The sequence below is a fragment of the Exiguobacterium sp. UBA6309 genome (assembly GCF_002439205.1).
Taxonomy (GTDB): domain Bacteria; phylum Bacillota; class Bacilli; order Exiguobacteriales; family Exiguobacteriaceae; genus Exiguobacterium_A.
Map to the genome: position 1 here is coordinate 1 of NZ_DJTL01000025.1, position 24699 is coordinate 24699.

Consider the following 24699-nt stretch of genomic DNA (forward strand, 5'->3'; position numbering starts at 1 on the left):
ACGGGTCGGAGAAGTCGCACCGAATCTTCTCCAACGTGACTTCAAGGCAACCGGTCTGAACTAGAAATGGGTGACTGACGTCACTGAATTTCACCTATTCGGGGAGAAGCTCTACCTCTCGCCGATGATGGACTTGGGAAACCGTGAAATCATTGCCTATACCCTATCGGACCGCCCTACATACCGATTCGTTGGCGAAATGTTGGACCAGGCAATCGCGAAGCTCGACGGAGAGGCGCGCCCAATCCTTCATTCCGATCAGGGGTGGCATTATCAGTATCGAGCGTTCACTGGTACGCTCCACGAACATGGCATCACGCAAAGCATGTCCCGTAAGGGCAACTGTCTCGACAACGCAGCCATCGAAAGCTTCTTCGCCGTGCTCAAGTCAGAGCTCCTGTATCTCAAGGAGTTTGATGACATGGATCACTTCAAATATGAGCTTGAGCGTTACATCGAGTACTATAACCATCGTCGTATCAAGAGACGACTAAAAAAACCTGAGCCCGGTGGAATACCGGACTCAGGTCCTCAAGGTCGCCTGACAAATTATTTATTGTCTAACTTTTTTGGTTCAGTTCAGAGCTTCACTGTCCTTTTTTTGGTGTTCACTCATAGAAAAAGAAGAAGTCCTTCATGACGAGAAGGACTTCTTCTTTTGACCATTGGATGGGGGAAAAAGAGAATCGACTGGGGAATGTGACCCTCTTCACAATATAAGTATACCGTGAGTCTTTTTTCTTTTCCACACTTTGTTCATTTTGTCACAAAGATGTCACTCTGCTAATAACGCTTCGAATTCATCTAAGACACGTTCAAATTGACGAAGTGCGGCTTCAACTGGTGCTTTTGTTGTCATATCAACACCAGCAGCTTTTAGTACTTCGATTGGATAATCGCTTGATCCCGCTTTTAAGAAATTATTGATGTAACGTTCTACAGCCGGTTGTCCTTCTTCTAGGATCTGATCCGTCAAGGCAGCCGCCGCCGAAATGCCTGTTGCATACTGATAGACATAGTAATTGTAATAGAAGTGTGGAATCCGAGCCCACTCCAAACCAATCTCTTCATCTAATACAATCTCTTCTCCGAAGTATTTTTGATTCAAGGCATAATACGTTGACGTCAAGAATTCTGGTGTCAACGATTGTCCAAGACGCGCCGCATCATGAATTGCATGTTCAAACTCAGCGAACATCGTTTGTCGGAACAATGTTCCACGGAATGTTTCAAGTTGATTGTTCAACAGATAGAGTTTTTCTTTACGATCCGTCACTTTTTTCAATAGATAATCATTCAATAGCGCTTCATTCGTTGTTGAAGCGACTTCTGCGACGAAGATCGAATAATCGCCATATGGATATGGTTGAGATTTCCGCGTGTAGTAGCTATGAACCGAATGTCCGAATTCATGTGCGAGCGTAAAGAGATTATTGATGTTATCTTGCCAGTTCATCAAAATGAATGGTTGTGTATCGTAAGCACCAGAAGAGTATGCCCCACTCCGTTTACCACGTGTTTCCCGGACATCAACCCAGCGCTCAGACAACCCTTCTTCGAGAATATGTTTATATTCTGCTCCAAGCGGCGCGAGCCCTTCGACCATCAATTGTTTCGCTTCTTCATAAGATACCTTCATCTCGACCTCAGAAACGAGGGGGGTATACATATCGTACATGTGTAACTCATCAAGACCGAGGACCCGTTTACGTAAGGCAACATAGCGATGAAGCAATGGTAAGTGCTCATGCACCGCTTCAACCAACCCATCATAAACGGATTCAGGGATTGCATTACCATGTAAGGCTGCCGCGCGTGCAGAAGGAAACTTCCGAACATCTGCATAGAAGTTGTCTTTCTTAACTGACCCAGCAAGAGTTGAAGCGAGTGTATTCGTGTATTTCGCATACGTTCCGTACATCGCTTTAAATGCGGCTTCCCGAACAGAACGATCAGATGATTCAAGGAATGTGATGAAACGACCATGTGTCAATTCTGTCTCTTCCCCGTCTTCTCCCTTGATTTTTGGGAATGTCAAATCTGCATTATTCAGCATACCGAATGTCGTACCGGATTGACCGAGAACTTCTCCCGCCTTCGCAAGAATCGCTTCTTCCGCTTCCGTCAACACATGCTCGCGTTCTTGGTTCAACTCATCAAATGCATGACGGTACATCGCAAGGTCTGCATTTTCATTTAGATATGCTTCTATTGTTGTTTCAGGTACAGCTAACAGTTCTGGTGTCATGAAAGCAAGTGTGGCTCCAATTTGTGACGCAAGCGTCCGAGCACGGTCGTTCATAGCTTGATAGAAACTATCCGCTGTATTTTCGTCGTAACGCATGTGCGCGTATGTATAGAGCTTATAAAGACGTCTTGAGACTTCGTCTCGTAACTGTAACCCTTCATAGAGTGTATCCGCACTCTGTCCAAGACGACCCTTATACTCGACGAGTAATGGAAGCATCGCTTTTACCGATTCAAATTCTTCTTCCCACGCTTCGTTTGATGCATAAATCGATTCTAGATTCCAAGTTTCTGAAACGTCAACATCTTGACGTGTTAATACTTCTGCCATTTCCCTCACTCCTTTAATTCAGTTATACCTGTTTTCTTTTCGACAAACAATCGAAGTGCTCCTGCTAAAACAGCCGATTCGCCTCCTCGATCCGCTCTAACCATTCCGTGATAAGTAAATCGATCATCGGTCGTTCAAACGGGATATCCAATCGATGAAGTAAATGAAAGACGGCTTGTTCTAAAGCAGTAGAGGAATAAACCCCTTTTAACCGCAAAAAGACTGCCATTTGAAACTCAAAAGGATGAACGGGATACGATAATAAGTGACCGATCGGAAGAAAGACCGATGATGGCAGATTCAGAAGATGAAAGCCTGCCTCATATAATGGAAGTTTAAGCATTCGTGGAGGTAACGAAGGATAAAAAGGACGCTGTCGATAGCGCAAGACGATTCCTTGCCATCGAGCCATTGAAAATTTCCGAGGAAATGACGGAAGTTCCGTCGAAAGGAAGTCGGATAATGAAAGGGATTGAACGGTACAATAGACATAATGTTTCGCAAAAGGAACCGGATGTCGAAACCGTCGGATTTGATTGTCAACGATCAAGTCCAAATACTCATTTTCTAAGAAGGCTTGACGCATCCATCCTTGTAAACGAAATGTGACACCATGTGACGGATGAAACCCAATCCAACGAACCGTTTGTCCTTGTTTCGCATCAAGTCTTGCTCGTCTAATCCATTCATCTGCCGACATCGGAGAACGCTGAATTTCAATCCCAATCTCTTTTTCCGGAATCCACAGGTCGAAGCGTCGCTGTCCAATCGTCCATTCGGTCTCGACGCGAACGCCTGCATTCCTCAACGAATCTGCAATTCGTCGTTTCCAAGATACATGTAAGCTACTTTCTCCTGAACATGCTGAGATATGTGCAAAATGTGGTCGTCGTCCCTGCCTGACGCGCAATGGCTTCAGACAATACGGACAACGTAAGGACATCGCTTTTAATTCATGGACAGAAAACCTATGAATCAGAATGCGTTTACCTGACCCATCAATAGCTTCAAACATCAGCATCGTCCCCTTTTGCTAGAGTAGCGGTGAGAATAAGCGTGAAATTGATTCAACTAAACGGCGGCGTAATGGACGACGATGAAACAAATCAGCATCAACTTGTGTAGACTGGCTAAAATCCTCATAAAAATCACGTGTTAATTGATGAACCGAATTTGTTCCGTATAAAAAAGCGTTTACCTCGAAATTCAAATGAAAACTCCGTAAATCCATATTTGCTGTTCCAATCGTTGCGATGGCGTCATCCACGACGATGACTTTCGAATGCATGAATCCTTTGTTATACTCATAGATTTTCACACCAGCCTGGAGTAAATCATCAAAGTAAGAGCGACTCGCATAAAATACGATTTTATGATCCGGAAAGCTTGGCAGAAGAATACGAACATCAATTCCAGACATAGCGGCTGTCTTTAGTGCTGTCATCAAATCTTCATCTGGTATTAAATATGGAGATGCAATGTAAACAGATTCACGCGCTTCTGTGATGAGTCCGAAGTAAAGTGACTTCATTGCCTCATGTGGCTCATCAGGTCCACTGGCAATGATTTGAACGCCTCCCGTTGCTTCATCGACATATTCCAGTGGTTCCATATAAAACGGTGTAAACAGGCGTTCCCCCGTCATATAGTACCAGTCTTGGAGAAAAATTAATTGAAGTTCAGAAACAGCTTCTCCGCGTACAAGAAGATGCGTATCACGCCAAAATCCAAAATGCTGATCGCGACCGATATACTCGTCCCCAACGTTAATTCCACCCGTAAAAGCAACTGTTCCATCAATGACAACGATCTTCCGATGATTTCGGTAGTTGGACTTACTCGAAATGAACGGTAATACGACAGGGAAGAATGCCCGAACTTCAACACCTGCCTCCTGCATCTTCTTGAAATAATGCTTATCTGTCGAAAAACACCCGACGGCATCATAAAGAAAACGGACTTCAATTCCTTGTTGTGCCTTTTCAATCAATACTTCCTGTAACTGCAATGCGAGCTCGTCATCCCGTACGATATAGTACTCCAAATGGATATGATGTTGTGCTTGACGAATTTCTTCTAAAAGAATCGGAAATTTCTCCTGACCATTCGTCAAAATTCTTGTATGTGTATTATACGAAATCGGAAGTCGACTGATCGAATCGATAAGTGTGACAACTTTTCCATAATGTCCTTCTTGGAATACTGATTGGTGTACTGCTGTTTTAAACTGGGTACGGTATTTAATATAAGACTCTTCATCAAGCATTGCTTTCAATCGAAACATTCGTTTCCGGCGGTAGTTCTGACCAAACGTAAAATAAACAAACACGCCGACAACAGGTAGTGCCATCATGACAAGTGCCCAGACGAGTGTGCGTTCTGGGTTACGATTTTCAAGCAAAATGATGATGAACACGCTCATGACGACCAAAATGATGACGATGGACAGCCAGCCTACCATATAGACGCTCCAATAGTAGGATAAAAAGGCGATTAAACCGATGGTCAAGATGAGGGTCATGAGAAGTTGTACACGTCGTAGCATGAATCCCCCTCCTTTTATGTATGTTGTAAAAATTGTAGTTAAGAACTCATGACAGAAAGGAAGCGTTTAAATGGGTACGTATATCATTACTGGTGCAACAAGTGGAATCGGAGAAGCAACTGCCCTCCAACTGATTCGAGAAGGTCATACCGTTCTTGCCATTGGTCGTAATCAAGACAAAGGAGCTTCTCTTGAATCTAGCGGAGAAGGACGTTTATATTTCTTCCCTGTCGACTTGACTGATTCCTCTGCCATCGACAGGTTCTTTGAAGAAACACTCGAAGATTTTCCAGAAATCGACGGGATTTTTAATAATGCAGGGACATTTGGAAAACCCGTCGCACCCGAGAGAATCTCCGATCAACAAAAAGAAGTGTTCCAAGTGAATTATCATGCCCCTGAACGAATCATCCAGCTCGCGACGAAACGTTTCTCAAAAGGTGCCTCTATCGTCAATAATAGCGCGATCGTCGGTCACGTCAAGTTTCCCGCCATGCTCTTACCCTATGCATCGTCTAAGAGCGCTTTATTGACACTGACAAAGACATACGCTGCCCGCTTCCATGGCAAGTATCGTTTTAATGCCATTTGTCCGGGACCGGTCGACACATCATTGAGCCACGCATTATATGGCGGGAAAGATAAGTTTGATCTTGCGATGAAGCATCATCTTCGTGGCGAACCTGCACAACCTTCTGAAATCGCAGAAGTCGTTTGTTTCTTACTCTCGAATAAAGCGAGTTACATCAATGGGCAAGCCCTTATCGTAGACGGTGGTTATACCCTCACTTAATGTCAGAATAAAAGGAGGTATCACGATTCGTGATCCTCCTTTTACTCGCACTTTTAGTTCCTTTAATTCGGAAAGTATTTCCGAATAAAGGCAAAGACGTCTGAAGCAATGATTTGTTTTCCATATTCAGCGACAGGATGAATCGTTTGTTCGCTGAAATGAAGATATTCGGCAATTAAACTCATGACATTTTCTTGTGCTTCTACATTCACATCATCTTCGAAATGAACATGTAGTAGATAGAGTCCATCCTTTTGGTAAAGCGCTGTTTCAAGTTCTGCGAAGACAGGAGCATTCGCATATTGACTAAGCGCAATGATATGCTCGAAATCATGCGTTTCAAATAAGACATCCTGGCTTAATTCTGTATCTTTATCTTCTGTCTCAGACATCGCTGATCGTAAAAGTGAATCGAGTTCGTCTTCATCGACTTGCTCACCATCGACTGCATTTTTTGCAATCGTTACAGTGACTTCAAGACCTTTTTCAAAAGCTTGCACTTGTATCCATAGTGGACCTTCGAAGGAGATGGACTCTTTTTCATTCGCTTCGTCCATCATCTGCCAGAATAACTGTTCTCCCCGTTCCCGATTATACCAAATCTCATCTCGGGCAAAACCACGGCGTTCGATGTCAGTATAAGTGATGAAGAACTTGACCGTATTGTCATTGACGCGTTCGATTTTCAATCTGTCCACTCCTTTCTTCTCGTTCCTTATCTAGAATACGAACGAGGACATGACTTGGATTCATACTTTCGAATCCGAAGGATATATTTCTATTCCTTTGTTATCTTTATTTTAACCTTTTTTATCGGTAACAAAAAGCACACTGCTCACGAAGCAGCGTGCTTTTTAAAATTACTCGTTTACAAGACGCTGTGCTTCCAAAAGTTGGAATGTACGCACCTTGCGTGGTAAGAATCGACGGATTTCATCCTCGTTATATCCTACTTGAAGACGTTTTTCGTCAATCAAAATCGGACGACGCAATAATCCAGGATATTCTTGAATTAAATCGTATAGGTGCTGCAACGATAAGTTTTCAACGGAAACATCGAGTTTCGAGAAGACTTTTGAACGCGTTGAGATAATCTCGTCCGTTCCATCTTCCGTCATTCGAAGAATCTGTTTGATTTCATCGAGCGATAATGGTTCTGAAAAAATATTACGTTCTACGAACGGGATTTCATGTTCTTCAAGCCACGCGCGTGCTTTCCGACAAGAAGTACAACTTGGTGAAGTATAGAGTGTTACCATTGAAAAACATCCTCCCCCTGATTTAACATCATTTAACACCTAAGTGAACACATAGATATCGATGATGGTTCTATTACTTGACAGTTTACATCTAATAAAGCAGAAAACCTAGCTTTTTTATAAAGATGAAAGAACTTTTCGTAAAAAAGCTTGTTAAAGCCACCACGTGGCTTTAACAAGCTGGCGTGTGATCAAATGGCTGAGAAATCGTCTCTTTTGCTTTAGGAAGTTTCATTTCTTTTAGTTTTTTCTCTAAAATATCCCGCAAAAGGCGCTTCTTCAGCTTTTTCTTTTTGTCACGTTCTTTCATATTCCGACACCCCAATCGGTCCGAAACAGAACTAACAACCTACGAAAGCAAAATAATCATCTTCTACATTAGTAATTATACCACGTATATCAAAAATCTATTCCTACTTTAAGCAATTAAATATGTGAGATTGTCGATTAAGTAATGAAAAATAGTTGCAATTTCTTTCAATTTTCTGTAGAGTGTATAGAAATATCAACGCTCAGGAAGGAGTTTTTCATTCATGTCATTAACACTCGTCACTATTCTCGATCATCCGATCGCTCAAAAATATTTATCCCGTTCTGGCTTGAATCATGCGATTTCAGTAGCTGAACGCGCACTGACGCTCGCTACGAAGCGAGGTTTAGATGCGGATACAGCTACGAAAGCTGCACTCCTCCATGACATCGGGCATTACGAATGGTATACCGATGGCACTTGGAACTATGATCTCTATCGTCAAAATGATATTCATGCCATTAAAGGGGCTGAACGCGCCCATAAACTTTTGATTCGCCTTGGTGAAGAACCAGCTCGTGCCAAAGAAATCGCACTTGCCGTTCTCTTGCATACGGATTCGTATCTTCCACCTGGTGCAATCAATCGGACACCACTTCAACAACTTGTGCACGATGCGGATACGCTAGAAGAACAACCAGGCGGACTACATCACTATGAAAAAATCGATTTTGATGAAGCCATGCGCCGTCTTGTTGCGATTGATTCTGTCGTTCATCGCTTCGCGCATCTTCCACGAATTGCATCAGAAAATTAAAAGGCGTTTCCACGATCAACGTGGAAATGCCTTTTGTTTTAAACAATTATACGAGTTGCGCTTGATATGCTTCCAGTTCTGCATCCGTCATCGAAACAAAATGACCTGGTTCGATTTCACGAAGTGGTGGAATGCTTGAATCTTCATCTGATTTACCAACAGGTCCACTCGTCGGACGATCATAAACGATCCGCTTACGCGTACGCTCGTGCTCTGGATCCGGAAGAGGAATCGCAGACAAGAGCGATTTCGTATAAGCATGGACCGGATTCTCATATAAGCGATCCGCACTACATAGTTCAACGAGGTGACCTTGGTACATAACACCGATACGATCCGAGATATATTTTACCATCGATAAGTCGTGGGCGATGAACAAGTAAGTCAAACTACGGTCACGTTGCAGTTTTTTCATCAAGTTGACGACCTGCGCTTGAATCGATACGTCAAGTGCCGAGATTGGCTCATCCGCGATGATGAAGTCCGGTTCTACAGCAAGCGCACGCGCGATTCCAATCCGTTGACGCTGACCACCCGAGAACTCGTGTGGGTAACGGCTCGCATGTTCTTTCGTCAAACCAACTGTTTCGAGTAAATCGTACACACGGTTATTCCGCTCGTCTTTCGACTTTGCTAGACCATGAATATCAATTCCCTCAGCGATGATATCACCGACTGTCATCCGTGGGTTAAGTGACGCATAAGGGTCTTGGAAAATCATTTGCATAGCACGGTTGAACTTCAATTTATCTTTACGCGACTTTTTACCATGAACGTTTTCACCTTTGAACATGACTTCGCCGTCTGTCGCCTCATACAATCCGATGATTGAGCGACCAGTCGTTGATTTACCACAACCCGATTCACCTACAAGACCAAGTACTTCGCCTTCATAGATATCGAATGATAAACCATCAACCGCTTTAACGACACGTCCGCGTCCAATGTTGAAGTGTTGCTTCAAGTTTTTTACTTCAAGTAATTTATTACGGTTTTCCATTATTTCAGACCGCCTTTCAGAAGCGATTTCGCGAATACGCTATCTGGGCGGTATTTCAACGCCAGATCCCGAATTGCAAGTGGTGGCTCAACATACGGTGCTTGTGGGTGGAGCAACCATGTCGCCGCTTCGTGAGTATCTGTAATTTTGAAGAAAGGAGGTTCTTTTTCAAAATCAATCTTCATTGCATATTTATTTCGTGGTGCAAACGCGTCACCGACTGGTGGATGAAGTAAGTTAGGTGGTGTTCCTGGAATCGCCGGTAAATCTTGTGAACGGTCATCCGATGGACGTGGCATTGAACCAAGGAGTCCCCAAGTATATGGATGACGTGGCTCGTAGAAAATCTCATCGACTGTACCCTTCTCAATTAATTTACCTGCATACATGACCGCTACACGATCGGCCATGTTCGCTACGACGCCTAAATCGTGCGTGATGAAGATGATCGCTGTACCCGTTTTTTGTTGAATGTCTTTCAATAACTCAAGGATTTGCGCTTGAATCGTAACATCGAGTGCTGTCGTCGGCTCATCGGCAATCAAGACTTTCGGATTACAAGCAAGTGCGATTGCGATGACGATCCGTTGACGCATCCCACCAGACAATTGGTGTGGATATTGTTTCAGACGTGCTTCTGGGTTTGGAATCCCTACAAGCGTCAGTAATTCAAGCGTACGTTTTTTAGCAGCATCACCTGTCAATCCTTGGTGACGTTTTAAACCTTCGGCAATCTGTTTGTAGATCGTCATTGTCGGATTAAGTGATGTCATTGGATCTTGGAAGATCATTGCGATATCACGACCGCGTACTTTTTGCATTTCTTTATCAGAAAGCTTAACCAAATCGCGACCTTCGAATAAGATCTCACCTTTTGTGATTTCACCTGGCGGATTTGGAATCAGACGCATGATGGCTTTTGAAGTAACCGATTTACCAGAACCGGACTCACCAACGATTGCGAGTGTTTCACCTTTTTTTAAATCGAACGATACTCCGCGGACGGCTTGTACCGTCCCGGCGTACGTATGGAAAGCGACGTTCAGGTCGCGGACTGACAAGATTGTTTCCATTTTGGATGAGCTCCTCTCTAATCTAATATTTGTTAGCGACGTAGACGTGGATCGAACGCATCACGTAATCCATCTGCCAACATGTTGAAGCTGATCATGAGGAGTACGAGCACTGTCGATGGAACGACGAGCAAGAAAGGAAACGTCTTAAGTTCTTTGTACCCTTCATTGATCAGTGTACCAAGCGACGGTTGCGGTGGTGCAAGCCCAAGACCGATGAAGCTTAGGAAAGCTTCGAAGAAGATTGCCCCAGGAATCGTGAACATGAGCGAGATGATGATTGTACCCAAGGTATTTGGAATCAAATGCTTGAAGACTAAACGTGCGCTAGAAGCACCAAGTGTACGTGCTGCGAGAACGAATTCTTGGTTCTTTAGTTTCAGGATCTGACCACGAACGAGTCGACTCATCCCGATCCAACCAGTAATCGTCATCGCGAGGATGATCGTCGTGATTCCTGGTTCAAGAATCAAGATGAAGAGGATGATCAAGATTAAGTTCGGTATCCCTGTCAGGATTTCCGCGATCCGTTGCATGATATTATCGACACGACCGCCGTAATAAGCTGAAATACCACCGTATGTGACACCGACGAGAACGTCAATGAGCGCTGCCATCAAACCGATGAAGAGTGAAATTTTCGTCCCTTCCCAGACACGTGACCAAAGATCACGACCAAGGTGGTCCGTACCAAACCAATAATTTTCTTTTACTTGTTTTTGTTTATAAAAATCGATTGGTGTCTCACCAAGTGTTGCCATACCATCAAAGCCAGCCCACTCTAATCCTGTTACTTTAGGTGGAAGTTTAGCTTGAGTGATTGTTTGGGTATAAGCATCTTTACCAGAGATTGCAGGACCCGCTAATGACATGATGGCAATCACGATGATCAAGACAAGAGAAATGATCGCTGCTTTGTTTTTACGCAAGCGCATCCAAGCATCCTGCCAAAAGTTTAAGCTTTTACCGGCAATTCGTTCACCGGCTTGTTCATTGAACTCGACTTGTTGAAATAACGATGAATCGAACTGTTCCGCTTTTGCATTTGAATTTTGTTCAGCCATTATTTACTACCCCCCAAACGAATCCGTGGATCAACGACACCGTATAGCAAGTCGACGATTAAAATCATGAGAATGAAGATTGCCGAGAAGAACAGCGTCGTACCCATGATAACTGTATAGTCATTTTGTGTGATTGACGATACGAACAACTCACCAAGTCCAGGTACAGCAAAGATTTTTTCGATGACAAATGTACCTGTGATCAATGCAGCAGTCATAGGTCCAAGAATCGTAATAGCAGGAATCAATGCATTCCGAACCATGTGTTTCCAAGTGATTGATTGACCATCTAGGCCTTTTGCTTTAGCTAACGTGACGTAATCCTGACCTGTAACCTCAAGCATTTCCGTCCTTACGAATCGGGCAATCGAGGCGGTGACCCCAAGAGACAACGAAATCGTTGGTAGAATCGTATGCGCCGGACTTTCCCAGAACGCTACTGGCAAAGCGCCCCATTTCACGCCGACATAATACTGAAGGAGTGAGGCAAATACGAAAGATGGTACTGAAATCCCGAGAACCGAGATGAACATTGCTCCGTAGTCGACAACTGTGTTGTGACGAAGTGCAGCAACTACACCAAGTACGAGACCTAAGAGTACACCAAGTACGAGTGCTTGAACTCCAAGTTGAGCCGATGGTCCAATTCGTTCAGAAATTAAATCCGTAACTGGACGGCTGTCATATTTGAACGATACACCAAGGTCTCCTTGGAATAAGTTAACCATGTACGCTGCATAGCGTTGTGGTAGTGGATCATTCAAATTGTACTTATCCCGAAGGATATTCAACTGTTCAGGAGAAAGTTTCTCCTGGTTCTGGAATGGTGAACCTGGTAGCAGATCCATCAGGAAGAAAGTGAACGAAGCGATGAGTAAAAACGTCAATACGCCGTAAACCAGGCGTTGAGCTAAATAACGGCCCATAAGATGGCACCCCCTATAAAGATTTTCTGTTTTTTCGAAACATCAATAAAATCAGTATGACCCACAATTGTCGGAACATTCAAGAATTTTGTTATAAAAATTTAAAATTCTTTTTAATTGTGCTTTGATTCGATGTTCGATCAGACGCTTTTTTAATGTCGTCCAATAGTCAGAATTTTTCGTTTGGTTCCATTATACTTTGCTAACAAAGTAATTAGAACCACTTTTTTACGAAAATTTCACATTTCCGCTAAAAATGAGTTTCCGTTCATTCAAAGTAGTATAAAACAGGAGCGCACCCGAACTGACTTAGGGACGCTCCCGTTCTCGATTACTTCACATCAACATATTTGTATTGGAAATCTGCTCCGAACAATTGACGGTTAAAATCTTTAACCGATGGACGGCTCAAGTATGCAGAACCAGCTTGATAGATTGGTGCGATGGCTTGATCTTTTTCAATCAATTGTGCCTCAGCTTGTTTGAACAAATCTAAACGCTTCGTCAAATCTGACTCGTCGTTTGCCGCGTTTAATAATTTATCATACGCAGCTGATTTGTACTTCACGTCATTTTGACTGTTCGTTGATTCGAAGATGGACAGGTTAGACATTGGATCTTGGTAATCCGGACCCCAAAGTGAGTAAGAGATTTGGTAATCTCCTTTTGCTTCAAGATCGAGTTTGTTCTTGAACGGCTGTTGCTTAATTGAGACAGTGACGTTCGGAAGATTCTTCTCGATTTGACCTTTCATGTACTCACCGATTTTCTTCGCATCTTCACTATCGAACGAAAGCAATTCAATCGTCGTTTTCTTATCGCCATTTGCTTTTTTCCAAAGATCTGCTGCTTCTTTCGCGTCACGATCGAACCAGTTGATGTCGCTCGTGTAGTCTTTACCTGATGCATCCTTGACAAAGTCTTTTGGAATGAAGCTTGTTGTTGGAATTGAACCATTCGCAAGAAGCGTATCCGTGATACCTTTTGGATCGATCGCACGAGCGATTGCTTTACGTGCATTGACATCTTTCATCGTTGCATCTTCGTTATTGAACTTCAGATAAGCGATTGAAGAACGAAGCGCTGTCTTGAATTCAGGCTTCGATTTGTAAGCTTCAACTTGCTCTGAAGTCAGACCTGCGTAATCAATTTCATTTGAATCATACAAGTTTGCGACTGTTGACGTATCTTTAACGACACTGATCGTGACTTCGTCGAGTTTGACAGCATCTTTATCCCAGTAGTTGTCGTTTTTCTTCAGGACACGTTTTGAATCCGTTTTCCAAGATTCCCAAACGAAAGGCCCGTTATAAAGCAATTTATCTGGTTTGAGCGAGAAGTCTTTTTCGTTTTTCTTGTAGAAGTCTTCACTGATCGGTGTATACGTACCGAACGATGTCAGTGAGAGGAAATACGGAGCTGGACGCTCGAGTTTTACTTCTAACGTTTTATCATCGATTGCTTTAACACCGAGTTCATCAACAGGCTTTTTACCTTGTGTAACATCAGCGCCGTTTTTTAACGTGTCAAAGATGTATGAGTAACTAGAACCTGTTTTTGGATCAGCAGCACGTTTCCACGCGAATTCAAAATCTTGTGCTTTGACGGGTGAACCGTCTGACCATTTCGAATCACGAAGCGTGAACGTATACGTCAAATTGTCGCTTGAGATATCCGTTTTTTCTGCAAGTGCTGGAATCGCTTTTCCGTCCTTGTCTAAACGATAAAGACCTTCCATCGTGTTTCCGATCATGTTGAAAGCGACGGAATCCGTAGCTTTCGCTGGGTCCACTGTCGTAATATCCGAAGTGTCCGTTAAACGTAGATTTTTCTTGCCGTCTGTCGAACCTGAATCTTTGTCTCCGCCACCTGTCGAACATCCAGCAAGCACAGCGCTTCCTGCAAGCATGACTGATAAAGCGAGACCGACTGTTTTTTTCTTCATCGGTAAGTCATCTCCTTTTCAATTTCCAAGTTGCCATAATGCCTATGACATCAATAACGTCCCGTCGAAACTGCAATGTATTCCCCAAAATGCATTGACCTAGTTTCAAAAACTTAAACGAAGTGATAAATTGATTTTATGTGAGAATAGCATTAACGTCAAGTGAATAGTCACACTATTTGCTATTTTGCATCATTCATTTGTTACCGATTCGTAACAGCGTTAAAAGTTTCGTATACTAAGAATATCTATGTACGTAAAGGGGGATTTTCATGCGATCGACGTATTTCCGACCGGTCATCGTTGCGGTCATTCTTGTTCTGCTTTACACGATTTGGGCAACTATGACGGATTCGACTCACAGCATCTTGTATCATCTGTCTGGTGGTTTATTCATAGCAGGATTCTTGTTAGTTGCAGTAGGATTCTTCTCGAATATGTCTGCTAACGGCTTCTTCCGCGGCATGACAGCTGGATTCAAAAAGCAGCGGGAAGCAAAGTTGCGAGAGATTGATGGCGATTATTACGAAGATGAAGACGAGGAGGAAGAAGTGCTTCGCAAAAAGCAACGCCGTGCTTCAGCACGGACGAAACCCTACGTCTCAAGCGGTGTCATCTTCATCGTCGTCTCGCTGATCATCTCCTATTTTTAAACGAAATCAACGTGACGCTCTATCTCAGGTATGGTAAACTCAAACTAATCAAACAAGAAAACACGACGACAAAGAGTAGTAACTTAGATCCATTCCTCTCAGAGAGTCCATGGTGCTGAAAATGGACAGGTGATGCCTAAGTGAATGGACTTTCGAGTGGCTGATTCGAATCAAGTAGAGTCAGATGGGTTTGCCCATTACAGCAAATTGAGCGGCTATGTAAATAGCAACTTGGGTGGCAACGCGATGACTCGTCCCTTGATTTTCAAGGGGCGTTTTTTATTTTGATTTTATTATTTGGAGGGATTTCATTATGAAAACGATTTTCTCAGGTATCAAACCAACAGGAACAGTGACACTCGGAAATTACTTAGGTGCCATGAAACACTTCGTGAACTTACAGGACGGTCATGATGCATATTACTGCGTCGTCGATCTGCACTCCATCACGGTCGATATCGATCGTGTCGAACTGATGAACAATACACGCGCCCTTGCTGCTCTTTATATCGCAAGTGGTCTGAACCCAGAAAAATCAACGATTTTCGTTCAATCAGAAGTCAAAGCGCACGCGCAACTCGGCTGGATGTTGACATGTCTTTCCGGTATGGGTGAACTAGAACGTATGACGCAATATAAAGATAAATCACAAGGAAAAGAGCGGATTGGTGCAGGGTTGTTCGTCTACCCGACGCTCATGGCAGCTGATATCCTTCTCTACGACGCGGAACTCGTTCCGGTCGGTGACGATCAAAAACAACACATTGAGTTAACGCGCGATTTAGCCCAACGATTTAATAGCCGCTATTATGAGACGTTCACATTACCAGAACCGATCATTGCTGAATCAGGTGCCCGAATCATGAGTTTGACGACGCCAGATAAAAAGATGTCAAAATCTGATCAAAATCCGAAAGGCTTCATCTCGATGCTTGACGCACCAGATGTCATTCGTAAAAAAGTGAAATCAGCTGTCACGGACTCAGAAGGCATCGTCAAATTCGATCGTGAAAACAAACCAGGTGTGTCGAATTTACTTGAGATCTATTCCCTACTCGCTGGTATCTCGATTCCAGCTCTTGAAGCAAAATACGAGGGCTCGAATTATGGAACATTCAAAACAGATGTCGCAGAAGCGATCATTGCGGAACTCGAACCGATTCAACAGCGCTATTATGAATTGATTGATTCTGAAGAACTCGATCAAATTCTTGACGCTGGACGTGATCGCGCAGAAGCAGTCGCTGCCAAAAAACTCGCGAAAATCGAAAAGGCAATGGGCTTACAGCGGAAGCGTGCCAAAGTAAAAAAATAAGATTTTCTCCAAAAGAGATCGGAATGCTCCGGTCTTTTTTGATATTTCCAAACAAAAAACTACTTCCGAATCAAATCGGAAGTAGTTTTTATTTTGCTTATTTTCCTTCGATTGAAGCCCATTTGTAAGAGAAGTCTGCGCCGAAGTTATGCTCGACGACTCCTTTGACGTATGGTTTAACGAGGAATGCACGTCCACGCTGATAAACAGGTGAGATTGCTGCTGAATCAAGAAGGATTTTCTCAGCTTCTTGTAGTTCAGACCAACGTTTTGTTGCATCTGTTTGAGTTTGTGCATCTTTGATGAGTTTATCGTACTCTTTGTCCGACCATTTACCACGGTTGTATGGTCCGCCCGTGACGAAGAGATCGAGGAACGTCATTGGATCTTGGTAGTCAGGACCCCAGCCAGCGAATGAGAACTCGAAATCACCTTTGTTTTCAAGATCAAGTTTGTTTTTGAATGGTTGTTGTTTGATCGTAACCTTCATACCTGGAAGGTTTTTCTCAAGTTCCCCTTTCAAGAACTCACCGATTTTCTTAGCATCGTCGCTATCGTAGTTCAAGAGCTCAAGATCAACCGATTTTTGACCGATTTCTTTGAGACCCTCTTCCCAGAGTTTTTTCGCTTCATCGGCATTGTATTCGTTGAATGCCGGATACTTGTCGCGGAAATCTTTTCCGTCAGCATCTTTTGCGAAATCTTTTGGTACGAGGTAGTTTGCTGGAAGTGATCCGTTTGCAAGGATGACATCCGTGATTCCTTTTTTGTTGTAACCTATATCGATGGCGCGACGGATTTTTTCATTATCAAGCGCTTTTACCTTTGTGTTGAGGTTAAGGTAGAAGATCGTTGATTCACCTTTTGTTTTAAATTCTTTATTGTCTTTGTACTGAGCAACGAACTCAGAAGTTAGACCTGTACGGTCGATGTCACCTTTTTCGTAAAGGTTAACACCTGTCGCTGTCTCTTTAACGACCTTAACGTTGATCGTTTTAAGTTTGACGGCATCTTTATCCCAGTAGTTATCGTTTTTAACCATTTTCCAGCCTTGTTCACGTGTCCATTCTGTTAACTTGAATGGTCCGTTGTAGAGCGCCTTGTCTGCAGTCGAACCGAAGTCTTTCCCGATTTTCTTCGAGAGTTCTTCTGATTTCGGCATGAATGGTCCGAATCCAGTGAGTCCGAGGAAGTAATCTGCAGGTGCTTTTAACTTAACTTCGAGCGTTTTGTCATCGACTGCTTTAACACCGACAGCATCACGATCGCCTTTTTTCGTATTGTACTCTTCTGCACCTTCGATATTGTAGAAGACGTATGCATACTGTGAAGCGTTTTCAGGATTTAGAACTTCTTTCCATGCATATTCGAAATCTTTTGCCGTAAGTGGTGTACCATCAGACCATTTTGCATCACGTAATTTGAACGTGTATGTTAATTTGTCATCTGAGACTGTATGACTCTCAGCGATACCTGGAGTCGGCTGCTGCTTGTCATCAAGACGGTAAAGACCCTCCATCGTGTTGTTCAATACGTTAAATGAAACTGAGTCTGTTGAAGTCGTCGGGTTGAGTGTCGGAATATCCGAACCTTCGATCAAATTAAGTGTTTGATCATTGGATTTTTTGCTTGAACCTGTGTCGCCCGATTTGTCGCCTGAATCCGTTGTCGAACAAGCTGCGAGGAACGCACTTGATACGAGTGCTACCGATGTAGCTAAAGCAAAGCTTTTCTTCTTCATGTTACGATGACCCCCCTAGGTTTCTAAAAAAATGATACTGTCAGGTTTTTGACCGAAAAAAAAAGAATTACTATATTCGAATCAAACCCTTCGTTACAAATAGTTTACAATGTTCTGATAATTTTGCAAACCTTTTATCCGATTTTTCTAAATATTTTTTCAAAAAAAGACTGGGACCTTAAGAAATAATGGTCCCAGTTAAGTGATTATTTTAAAATTTTCATCGAGCGGAGTAGGTATTCCGGTCCATAAATCGGTACTTCAATTCCTTGAATCGTATCAGAAACATATAATTTCTCAGTCGTCTGATACAAAGGAACGACGACAGCATCCTGATGGATTAACCGTTTTTCGGCTTGATGATAGAGTGCTTGTTTTCGTTTTATCTCTTTTTCTTTTCGTGCTTTTTCAACTGTCTGGTCGTATACCTTGGATTGATAATTCACCGAATTTAAAGGATTGTCTGAGACGAATTGATTTAAATAGGCTAGCGGTCCTGGATAATCTGGCATCCATCCAGTCAAAGTCATCGCATATCGTGATGATTGTTCTTTGTCGATTTTCTCTTCAATCGCGACTGGCTTAAGAATGATATCAATCTCAGGTATTTGTTTCTCAAGATAGGTTTCGAGTTGTTCCCCAATCCGTTTTGCTTGTGGATCATCAAAATTAAGCATCTCAATTTGTTGTTTACTGTGTTCTTGTGATTTTTCAGGTTTCTCTTGAACGGATTCTGACATCAATACGTTCGTATCAGTGACGACGAATCGATTCGTCGGAATACCTGCATACCCTAAAGGAAGTTGAACCGATTCTTTTTCCATCAAGGCGTGAGCAATCCGCTTTCTGAGTGTCGTATCGCGGAACGTGTCATTTTTTTGATTAAAGGCGATATAAAAGACACCACTCCGCTTTTTTTGATAGGTCGGTCGTGAAACCTGATCACCTTGTGTTTCGACACTTTCTTGTAATGGAAGGATAGCCGCCTTGCTTTTCTCATACGAACTCCATTGCGTCTGATGATCGGGAATGATACGGCTTTCTATTTTCGCTACTGTAACAACGTTTTGCTGATGATACTGATCATTTTTCTTAAGCGTATATCCGCTTTTCGACATTTTTTCTAGTGTAAATGCACCATTTCCAACAAGTTCTTCCCACTTCTTTGATTCCGGTTGTGGATAGAAGACGGACATCGCAAGTAATTCCTTTAGATTCGAAACCGGCTGATTCAACGTGATGATAAGTTGATTGCGTCCTTTCGCCTTTACACCTAAACGCTCTGGCTTCATTTTTCCGTCATTGACGGCACGTCCATTTTCAAACACTTCAAATAAAAAACCATAAGGAGAATTCGTTTTATTAGCTGCGACACGTCGGAAACTATCGACAAAGTCTTGTGCCGTGATCGGCTGACCCTGCGCATTTTTCGTTTGTTTGAGTTGAATCGTATACGTCAGACGATCCTTTGAGACTGACATATCCTGTGCTAATCCTCGACGGACGGATGTCCCAGAAGTAAAGACATATAATCCTTCATACAGTTGTGCTAACAGTGTCTGAGAACGACTATCTGTCGCTAACGCAATATCGGATGTCTTCGGGAGTGATGATTCAATTAATTCAACCTTCACTGCTTGGGTCTCCTGATCTGTTTTGGTCTTTTGAGATGATGATAGACGATATATGAGCGTACCACTGAGACCAATCAATAAAAATAAGATCAATATCAGGATTGATGTTTTTCTTGTGATGTTAGTCATAAACGACTCCTTTCTGCGTCAAACACGCATTTCTCTATTGAATCAGAATTTCATCAAAAAAGCGACCCCCTTGATGTTTCAAGGGAGTCGCTTGAGCTTAAGCTTCATACCGTTTGAAGACGAGTGATGCGTTGTGTCCACCGAACCCAAGCGAGTTGCTGAGCGCATAAGTCATTTCGACGTGACGTGAACCTTCTGTCACATAATCGAGATCACAGCCTTCGCTCGGCTGTTTGAGATGAATCGTCGGGTGAACTGTTTGTTCTTGTAATGATTTAATCGTCGCAATTGCCTCGACGCCACCTGCTCCACCAAGTAAGTGACCGATCATCGATTTCGTCGAGTTGACGACGAGTTGTTTCGCTTGTTCACCGAAGACACTGTGGATCGCTTTTGTTTCAAGGATGTCGTTCATTGGTGTACTCGTTCCATGAGCATTGATGTATCCGACTGCCTCCGGAGTGATGCCCGCATCTTGAATCGCCATCGCCATCGCGCGTGCTCCACCGTCTCCGTCTGGATCCGGAGCTGTGATGTGGTACGCATCAGCTGTTAATCCATACCCACTGACCTCTGCATAGATTTTCGCACCACGAGCTACTGCATGCTCATATTCTTCAAGAATCAAGATTCCTGCCCCTTCTCCCATGACGAATCCGTCACGTCCTTCGTCAAATGGACGGCTTGCCGTCTCAGGATCGTGGTTCGTTGACATCGCTTTGTTGGCACAAAAACCAGCAAATGCTAAGTTCGTGATCGGCGCTTCCGCACCACCAGCAATCATGACATCCGCGTCACCACGTTCGATGACACGCAGTGCTTCTCCGATGGCATTCGTTCCTGAAGCACATGCTGTGACGGAACAGTTATTCGGTCCCTTTGCTCCGGTATAAATCGATACCTGACCGCTTGCCATATTCGGGATCATCATTGGAATGAAGAATGGGCTGACACGACGGTGTCCACGTTCAAAGTAGATTTTCGCTTGTTTCTCGATCGTTTCAACGCCACCGATTCCTGATCCAATCCAGACACCTGCACGTTCAGCAATCGACTTGATATCAATTCCAGCATCTTTTACAGCTTCCATGCTTGCGACAAGTGAGTAATGAACGAAGCGGTCCATTTTACGTGCTTCTTTCGCCTCAATGAATTCTGTGACATCGAAGTTCTGTAATTCGCCCGTGACCTTCGTTGGATACTCATCGATATCAAGACGCTCCATCGGACGAATTCCGTTCGTTCCTTCTTTTAATGCATCCCAGAATGTATTCGCATCATTCCCGATTGGTGTCAATGCCCCGATTCCTGTGACTACAACGCGTTTTCTCATCATCTTATGTGTTCTCTCCTTTAGTCCAAGTAATATATGCTGCTCCCCAAGTCAATCCGGCACCGAAGCCAGCAAGTACAAGTTTCGTACCTGGTGTCAGACGACCTTGCTTACGTGCTTCTTCGAGTGCGAGTGGGATCGAAGCAGCAGATGTATTCGCATGCTCATCGATCGTAACGATGACTTTTTCTTGCGGAATATGCAGTCGTTCGCACGCTGCATCGATGATGCGTAGGTTCGCCTGATGCGGAATCAAGATATCGACATCTTCAAGCGTGCTGTCTGCTTTTTGAATGACCTTCTCAACGATTTCCGGTAATTTACGAACGGCGAACTTAAAGACTTCGCGACCGTTCATCTCGATTGGTCCATCGACATCCTTAAACAACAGATGGGCTCCACGTCCGTCTGTTCCGAGTTCAAAAGCATTTAATCCCTCTTGCTCAGTTTGTCCGATGACGACCGCTCCTGCACCATCCCCGAATAAAATCGCTGTAGACCGGTCTGACCAGTCAACGATACTCGACATTTTTTCGGCACCGATGACCAGTGCATGTTTTCCTTCGACTGTTGATAACATGCTTGCAGCTGTTTGTAATGCGAAGATGAATCCACTACAGGCCGCACTGATATCAAAAGCGGTCGCCCCTCGTGCTCCCAAGCGCTCTTGAACGATACAGGCTGTAGAAGGGAACGCACGTCCTGTTGCCGTTCCGACAATGATCAAGCCGATGTCCTCTACTGTCAATCTAGCATCATCGAGTGCCTTCTGAGCCGCTTCTGTCGCTAAGTCTGTTACATCCACATCATCGGCTGCAATTCGTCGTGCCCCGATTCCTGTTCGTGTCCGAATCCATTCATCACTTGTGTCAAGCGTCGTTGCTAGCTCATCATTCGTTACGCGACGTGATGGCAAAGACGTTCCTAATCCTACAATCCCGATCTTCATAAGGCATCCCCTTTTGGTTATTAGTATCTGGTACTAATATAAAGCGTTAATTTGCTTTTGTCAAAGAAAAAAGGAAGAGCAAGGTCTCCCGTGCCCTTCCTTCTACATCATTCTGCTAACGTCCGAACGACTTCCATGACCATTTTAGCGGAATTGATTGACGCAATCTCGAGGAATTCATCAAACGAGAGTGACGCTTCTTCATTAGCGCTATCTGAAATCGAACGTGTCACGACGAACGGAACACCAAACTGATGACAGACTTGTGCGATTGGCGCAGCTTCCATCTCGACGGCTGCGACTTCTGGGAAGTGCGCCTTGATTTGAGCAGCACGCTCTGAATCATGGATGAAGGAGTCACCTGTCGCGATCAATCCATGAACGACACGAATTGCATCCATGCGCTCGATGACAGCTTCTGCTGTTGCTACGAGCTTTGGATCTGCTTGGTAGGCAGCTGGCATTCCAGGTACCTGACCATATTCGTAACCAAACGCTGTCACGTCTACGTCATGGTGACGTACTTCTGTTGAGACGACGACATCCCCGACCGTTAAGCCTTCTTTAAATCCGCCTGCTGAGCCGGTATTGATGACAGCAGTTGGTTTGTAGTGGTCAAGCAATAATGTCGTACCGATCGCAGCGTTCACTTTCCCGATTCCTGACTTCAAAATGACGACAGGAACGCTATTCAAGAGTCCTTCATAAAAATGATAGTTTGCGATGACTGTATCTTTACGTTCTGACAACTCGTTGCGCAATAAGTTGACTTCCTCTTCCATTGCGCCGATGATTGCGATTGGCATGGTCCATTCCTCCATCAAACAGAAAGCCGGATTGCTCCGGCTCCTGTGTTCTTTATTTGATCGATGTAATTTTTACTGCGTATTCGCCGCCTGGTGCTGGTACAGAGACTTGATCTCCGACTTGGTGCCCCATTAAACTTTTTGCGATTGGTGATTCGTTCGAGATTTTACCCGTGAACGGATCTGCTTCGGCACTACCAACGATCGTATACGTATCTTCTTCGTTGTCTTCGACACTCAAGAAAGTGACTGTCGTTCCGATACCGACGACTGAGATATCCTTCTCTTCTTCCGAGATGATGGCAACGTTGCGAAGCATCTCTTCCAGTTGAGCAATCCGGCCTTCGACCATTGCTTGCTCTTCTTTTGCTGAATCATATTCTGCGTTCTCTGAAAGGTCACCGAACGAACGGGCAATCTTGATGTTCTCGACGACTTCTTTCCGGCGGACTGACTTCAATTCATTCAATTCATTTTCAATGTTCGCTTTACCTTCAAGCGTCATGTAGTATTGCTTTTCTGCCATTTTTGTCACGCTCCTTTTTATTCCACTAGTATAGTATATTCACATCTTTTTTGGAATCAATATCCTCTTTGGTCGAGTGATGATCGATAATCAAGGATCGCTCGGATTTTCGTTACGAGTAAATCGATTGCCACGTGGTTTTCACCGCCCTCTGGTACGATGATATCCGCATAACGTTTTGTCGGTTCACAGAACTGTAGATGCATGGGACGGACGACATTCGTGTACTGCTCAACGACAGAATCAATTGAACGCCCACGTTCGTTGATATCACGTTGCATCCGACGAAGAATGCGAACGTCCGCATCCGTATCGACGAACACCTTAATATCCATTAGTTCCCGTAACCGTTCGTCTTCAAGCGCTAAAATTCCTTCTACGATGATGACATCACGTGGTTCGAGACGAATCGTTTCTTGAGCACGTGTATGTGCGACATAATCATATACCGGTTTTTCAACGGCAATGTTTTCGCGGAGCGCTTGAATGTGTTCGATCAAAAGACCATTATCGAAAGCAAATGGATGATCATAGTTTGTCTGATATCGCTCTTCCATTGATAATTCACTTTGGTCTTTATAGTATGCGTCCTGTTCAATCATGACGATTGATTCGCTTGGGAACGCATCGACAAGTGAACGTGCCACCGTCGTCTTCCCTGAACCCGTTCCGCCCGCTACGCCTATTACTACCGGTTTTTGCATGTCATTCGTTCCTCCATCATTTCGACTTTTTCCGACTGACGGATACACCGTCACCGAGTGGAAAAATCGTCGTATCATATTGTTCTTGTTCCATCATCCAGACCGTGAATTCTTTGACGAGACGCACGAGCCGACGTCTTCTTCGATCGAACGTCTTCGGGTCAGGCTCAAGGACATCTCCGTGTAAGAAGAGATTGTCCGTATAAAGCACGCCGCCCTCTGGAATGAGTCGCCCATATCCCGCAAAGAATTTTTTATACTGTCCTTTAGCTGCATCGATGAAGACTGCATCAAACTGGTCTTCAAGCGTTTCGGCTAATTCTACTGCATCACCAAAAATGATGTCAATCCGATCCGCCACATCTGACCGGGCGATGAAGGTTTTTGCTTCTTCATACCGCTTTGCATTCCGTTCGATTGTCGTAATACGCGCATCCGGTAACGCACGTGCCATCCGGATCGCACTATAACCAATTGCTGTTCCGACTTCTAGAATACGCTTCGGTTGCTGTAATCGCAGGAGCGACAATAAGACTTCGGAACCGGTCAACTCGATGATCGGTATATGATGTTCTTCCGCATAACGCTCCATTTCTTCTAGTAGGGCATCACGAGGATGAATCATCGATTCGACATAGGTCGTGAAATCCTTCACGCCA

At 43.8% G+C, this 24699-nt stretch carries 23 protein-coding genes, 1 pseudogene and 1 other annotated feature; of the genes and pseudogenes, 5 read left to right on the forward strand and 19 right to left on the reverse strand.

Translation table 11 applies throughout. The features are described 5' to 3' along the window. Nucleotides 1–545: pseudogene (locus B3M90_RS06555) on the forward strand (IS3 family transposase); the annotation flags it as partial. Nucleotides 546–775: 230 nt separating this feature from the next. Here B3M90_RS06555 and pepF read toward each other — a convergent pair. The 3 genes from pepF to cls form a co-directional block, all read right to left on the reverse strand. Beyond that, a complete protein-coding gene (gene pepF / locus B3M90_RS06560) occupies nucleotides 776–2578 on the reverse strand; it encodes an oligoendopeptidase F (RefSeq protein ID WP_035406619.1) in 1803 nt (600 codons plus the stop codon). Between the two features lie 64 nt (nucleotides 2579–2642). Next, nucleotides 2643–3593 (reverse strand): competence protein CoiA family protein, encoded by a 951-nt coding sequence (locus B3M90_RS06565; RefSeq protein WP_290754914.1) that lies wholly within the window; start codon nucleotides 3591–3593, stop codon nucleotides 2643–2645. 18 nt (nucleotides 3594–3611) lie between these two features. Next, on the reverse strand, nucleotides 3612–5123 hold the full coding sequence (cls, locus tag B3M90_RS06570) for a cardiolipin synthase (RefSeq protein WP_214853158.1): 1512 nt from the start codon (nucleotides 5121–5123) through the stop codon (nucleotides 3612–3614). Between the two features lie 70 nt (nucleotides 5124–5193). Here cls and B3M90_RS06575 point away from each other — a divergent pair, with 70 nt between their 5' ends. Beyond that, nucleotides 5194–5916 (forward strand): SDR family NAD(P)-dependent oxidoreductase, encoded by a 723-nt coding sequence (locus tag B3M90_RS06575; RefSeq protein ID WP_290751705.1) that lies wholly within the window; start codon nucleotides 5194–5196, stop codon nucleotides 5914–5916. A 62-nt stretch (nucleotides 5917–5978) separates the two neighbouring features. Here B3M90_RS06575 and mecA read toward each other — a convergent pair whose 3' ends face one another. The 3 genes from mecA to B3M90_RS06590 form a co-directional block, all read right to left on the reverse strand. Then, on the reverse strand, nucleotides 5979–6605 hold the full coding sequence (gene mecA, locus B3M90_RS06580; RefSeq protein ID WP_035406608.1) for an adaptor protein MecA: 627 nt from the start codon (nucleotides 6603–6605) through the stop codon (nucleotides 5979–5981). 171 nt (nucleotides 6606–6776) lie between these two features. Then, nucleotides 6777–7175: a transcriptional regulator SpxA gene (gene spxA / locus B3M90_RS06585; RefSeq protein ID WP_012370920.1), complete on the reverse strand. Its 399-nt coding sequence runs from the start codon at nucleotides 7173–7175 to the stop codon at nucleotides 6777–6779. 172 nt (nucleotides 7176–7347) lie between these two features. After that, nucleotides 7348–7485: a hypothetical protein gene (locus tag B3M90_RS06590; protein WP_023468890.1), complete on the reverse strand. Its 138-nt coding sequence runs from the start codon at nucleotides 7483–7485 to the stop codon at nucleotides 7348–7350. A gap of 223 nt (nucleotides 7486–7708) precedes the next feature. On the opposite strand from B3M90_RS06590, the gene B3M90_RS06595 reads away from it, so the two are divergent. Next, nucleotides 7709–8242 carry an HD domain-containing protein gene (locus B3M90_RS06595; protein ID WP_290783096.1) on the forward strand — a complete coding sequence of 178 codons (534 nt, stop codon included), beginning with the start codon at nucleotides 7709–7711 and terminating at the stop codon, nucleotides 8240–8242. 46 nt (nucleotides 8243–8288) lie between these two features. Here B3M90_RS06595 and B3M90_RS06600 read toward each other — a convergent pair whose 3' ends face one another. From B3M90_RS06600 to B3M90_RS06620, 5 genes are all read right to left on the reverse strand, one after another. Beyond that, nucleotides 8289–9242 (reverse strand): ABC transporter ATP-binding protein, encoded by a 954-nt coding sequence (locus B3M90_RS06600; protein ID WP_035406602.1) that lies wholly within the window; start codon nucleotides 9240–9242, stop codon nucleotides 8289–8291. Then, the gene (locus B3M90_RS06605; protein ID WP_035406599.1) at nucleotides 9242–10315 is read right to left on the reverse strand and encodes an ABC transporter ATP-binding protein; all 1074 of its coding nucleotides are present in this window, start codon (nucleotides 10313–10315) and stop codon (nucleotides 9242–9244) included. Before B3M90_RS06605 ends, B3M90_RS06600 begins: the two co-directional genes overlap by 1 nt. A gap of 32 nt (nucleotides 10316–10347) precedes the next feature. After that, nucleotides 10348–11379, reverse strand: a complete 1032-nt coding sequence (gene opp3C / locus B3M90_RS06610; RefSeq protein ID WP_214853140.1) for an oligopeptide ABC transporter permease — start codon at nucleotides 11377–11379, stop codon at nucleotides 10348–10350. Beyond that, on the reverse strand, nucleotides 11379–12305 hold the full coding sequence (gene opp3b, locus B3M90_RS06615; RefSeq protein WP_035406592.1) for an oligopeptide ABC transporter permease: 927 nt from the start codon (nucleotides 12303–12305) through the stop codon (nucleotides 11379–11381). The genes opp3C and opp3b overlap by 1 nt, the downstream gene beginning before the upstream one ends. 331 nt (nucleotides 12306–12636) lie before the next feature. Continuing rightward, nucleotides 12637–14250 (reverse strand): peptide ABC transporter substrate-binding protein, encoded by a 1614-nt coding sequence (locus B3M90_RS06620; protein ID WP_214853139.1) that lies wholly within the window; start codon nucleotides 14248–14250, stop codon nucleotides 12637–12639. Between the two features lie 272 nt (nucleotides 14251–14522). Here B3M90_RS06620 and B3M90_RS06625 point away from each other — a divergent pair, with 272 nt between their 5' ends. Further along, nucleotides 14523–14903, forward strand: coding sequence for a DUF3899 domain-containing protein (locus B3M90_RS06625; RefSeq protein WP_214853136.1), 381 nt, complete (start codon nucleotides 14523–14525; stop codon nucleotides 14901–14903). Between the two features lie 56 nt (nucleotides 14904–14959). Next, nucleotides 14960–15165, forward strand: a binding site (T-box leader). Between the two features lie 51 nt (nucleotides 15166–15216). Next, the gene (gene trpS / locus B3M90_RS06630; RefSeq protein ID WP_214746458.1) at nucleotides 15217–16218 is read left to right on the forward strand and encodes a tryptophan--tRNA ligase; all 1002 of its coding nucleotides are present in this window, start codon (nucleotides 15217–15219) and stop codon (nucleotides 16216–16218) included. A 97-nt stretch (nucleotides 16219–16315) separates the two neighbouring features. Here trpS and B3M90_RS06635 read toward each other — a convergent pair whose 3' ends face one another. The 8 genes from B3M90_RS06635 to B3M90_RS06670 all read right to left on the reverse strand — a co-directional run bounded on the left by B3M90_RS06635 (nucleotide 16316) and on the right by B3M90_RS06670 (nucleotide 24695). Further along, nucleotides 16316–17959, reverse strand: coding sequence for a peptide ABC transporter substrate-binding protein (locus tag B3M90_RS06635; protein ID WP_290783099.1), 1644 nt, complete (start codon nucleotides 17957–17959; stop codon nucleotides 16316–16318). 206 nt (nucleotides 17960–18165) lie between these two features. Further along, entirely contained in the window at nucleotides 18166–19593 is a 1428-nt protein-coding gene (locus B3M90_RS06640) for a peptide ABC transporter substrate-binding protein (RefSeq protein WP_214853130.1), read from the reverse strand. A 226-nt stretch (nucleotides 19594–19819) separates the two neighbouring features. After that, the gene (fabF, locus tag B3M90_RS06645; protein ID WP_214853128.1) at nucleotides 19820–21058 is read right to left on the reverse strand and encodes a beta-ketoacyl-ACP synthase II; all 1239 of its coding nucleotides are present in this window, start codon (nucleotides 21056–21058) and stop codon (nucleotides 19820–19822) included. A 1-nt stretch (nucleotide 21059) separates the two neighbouring features. Then, complete coding sequence (locus tag B3M90_RS06650) at nucleotides 21060–22004, reverse strand: beta-ketoacyl-ACP synthase III (RefSeq protein ID WP_214853126.1); 945 nt, start codon at nucleotides 22002–22004, stop codon at nucleotides 21060–21062. Nucleotides 22005–22111: 107 nt separating this feature from the next. Continuing rightward, nucleotides 22112–22810 carry a 5'-methylthioadenosine/S-adenosylhomocysteine nucleosidase gene (gene mtnN / locus B3M90_RS06655; protein WP_035406568.1) on the reverse strand — a complete coding sequence of 233 codons (699 nt, stop codon included), beginning with the start codon at nucleotides 22808–22810 and terminating at the stop codon, nucleotides 22112–22114. Between the two features lie 52 nt (nucleotides 22811–22862). Next, nucleotides 22863–23336, reverse strand: a complete 474-nt coding sequence (gene greA, locus B3M90_RS06660) for a transcription elongation factor GreA (RefSeq protein WP_029342224.1) — start codon at nucleotides 23334–23336, stop codon at nucleotides 22863–22865. 56 nt (nucleotides 23337–23392) lie between these two features. After that, entirely contained in the window at nucleotides 23393–24040 is a 648-nt protein-coding gene (udk, locus tag B3M90_RS06665; protein WP_214853116.1) for a uridine kinase, read from the reverse strand. Between the two features lie 16 nt (nucleotides 24041–24056). Beyond that, nucleotides 24057–24695 carry an O-methyltransferase gene (locus tag B3M90_RS06670; RefSeq protein ID WP_081780346.1) on the reverse strand — a complete coding sequence of 213 codons (639 nt, stop codon included), beginning with the start codon at nucleotides 24693–24695 and terminating at the stop codon, nucleotides 24057–24059. Nucleotides 24696–24699 lie beyond the last annotated feature (4 nt).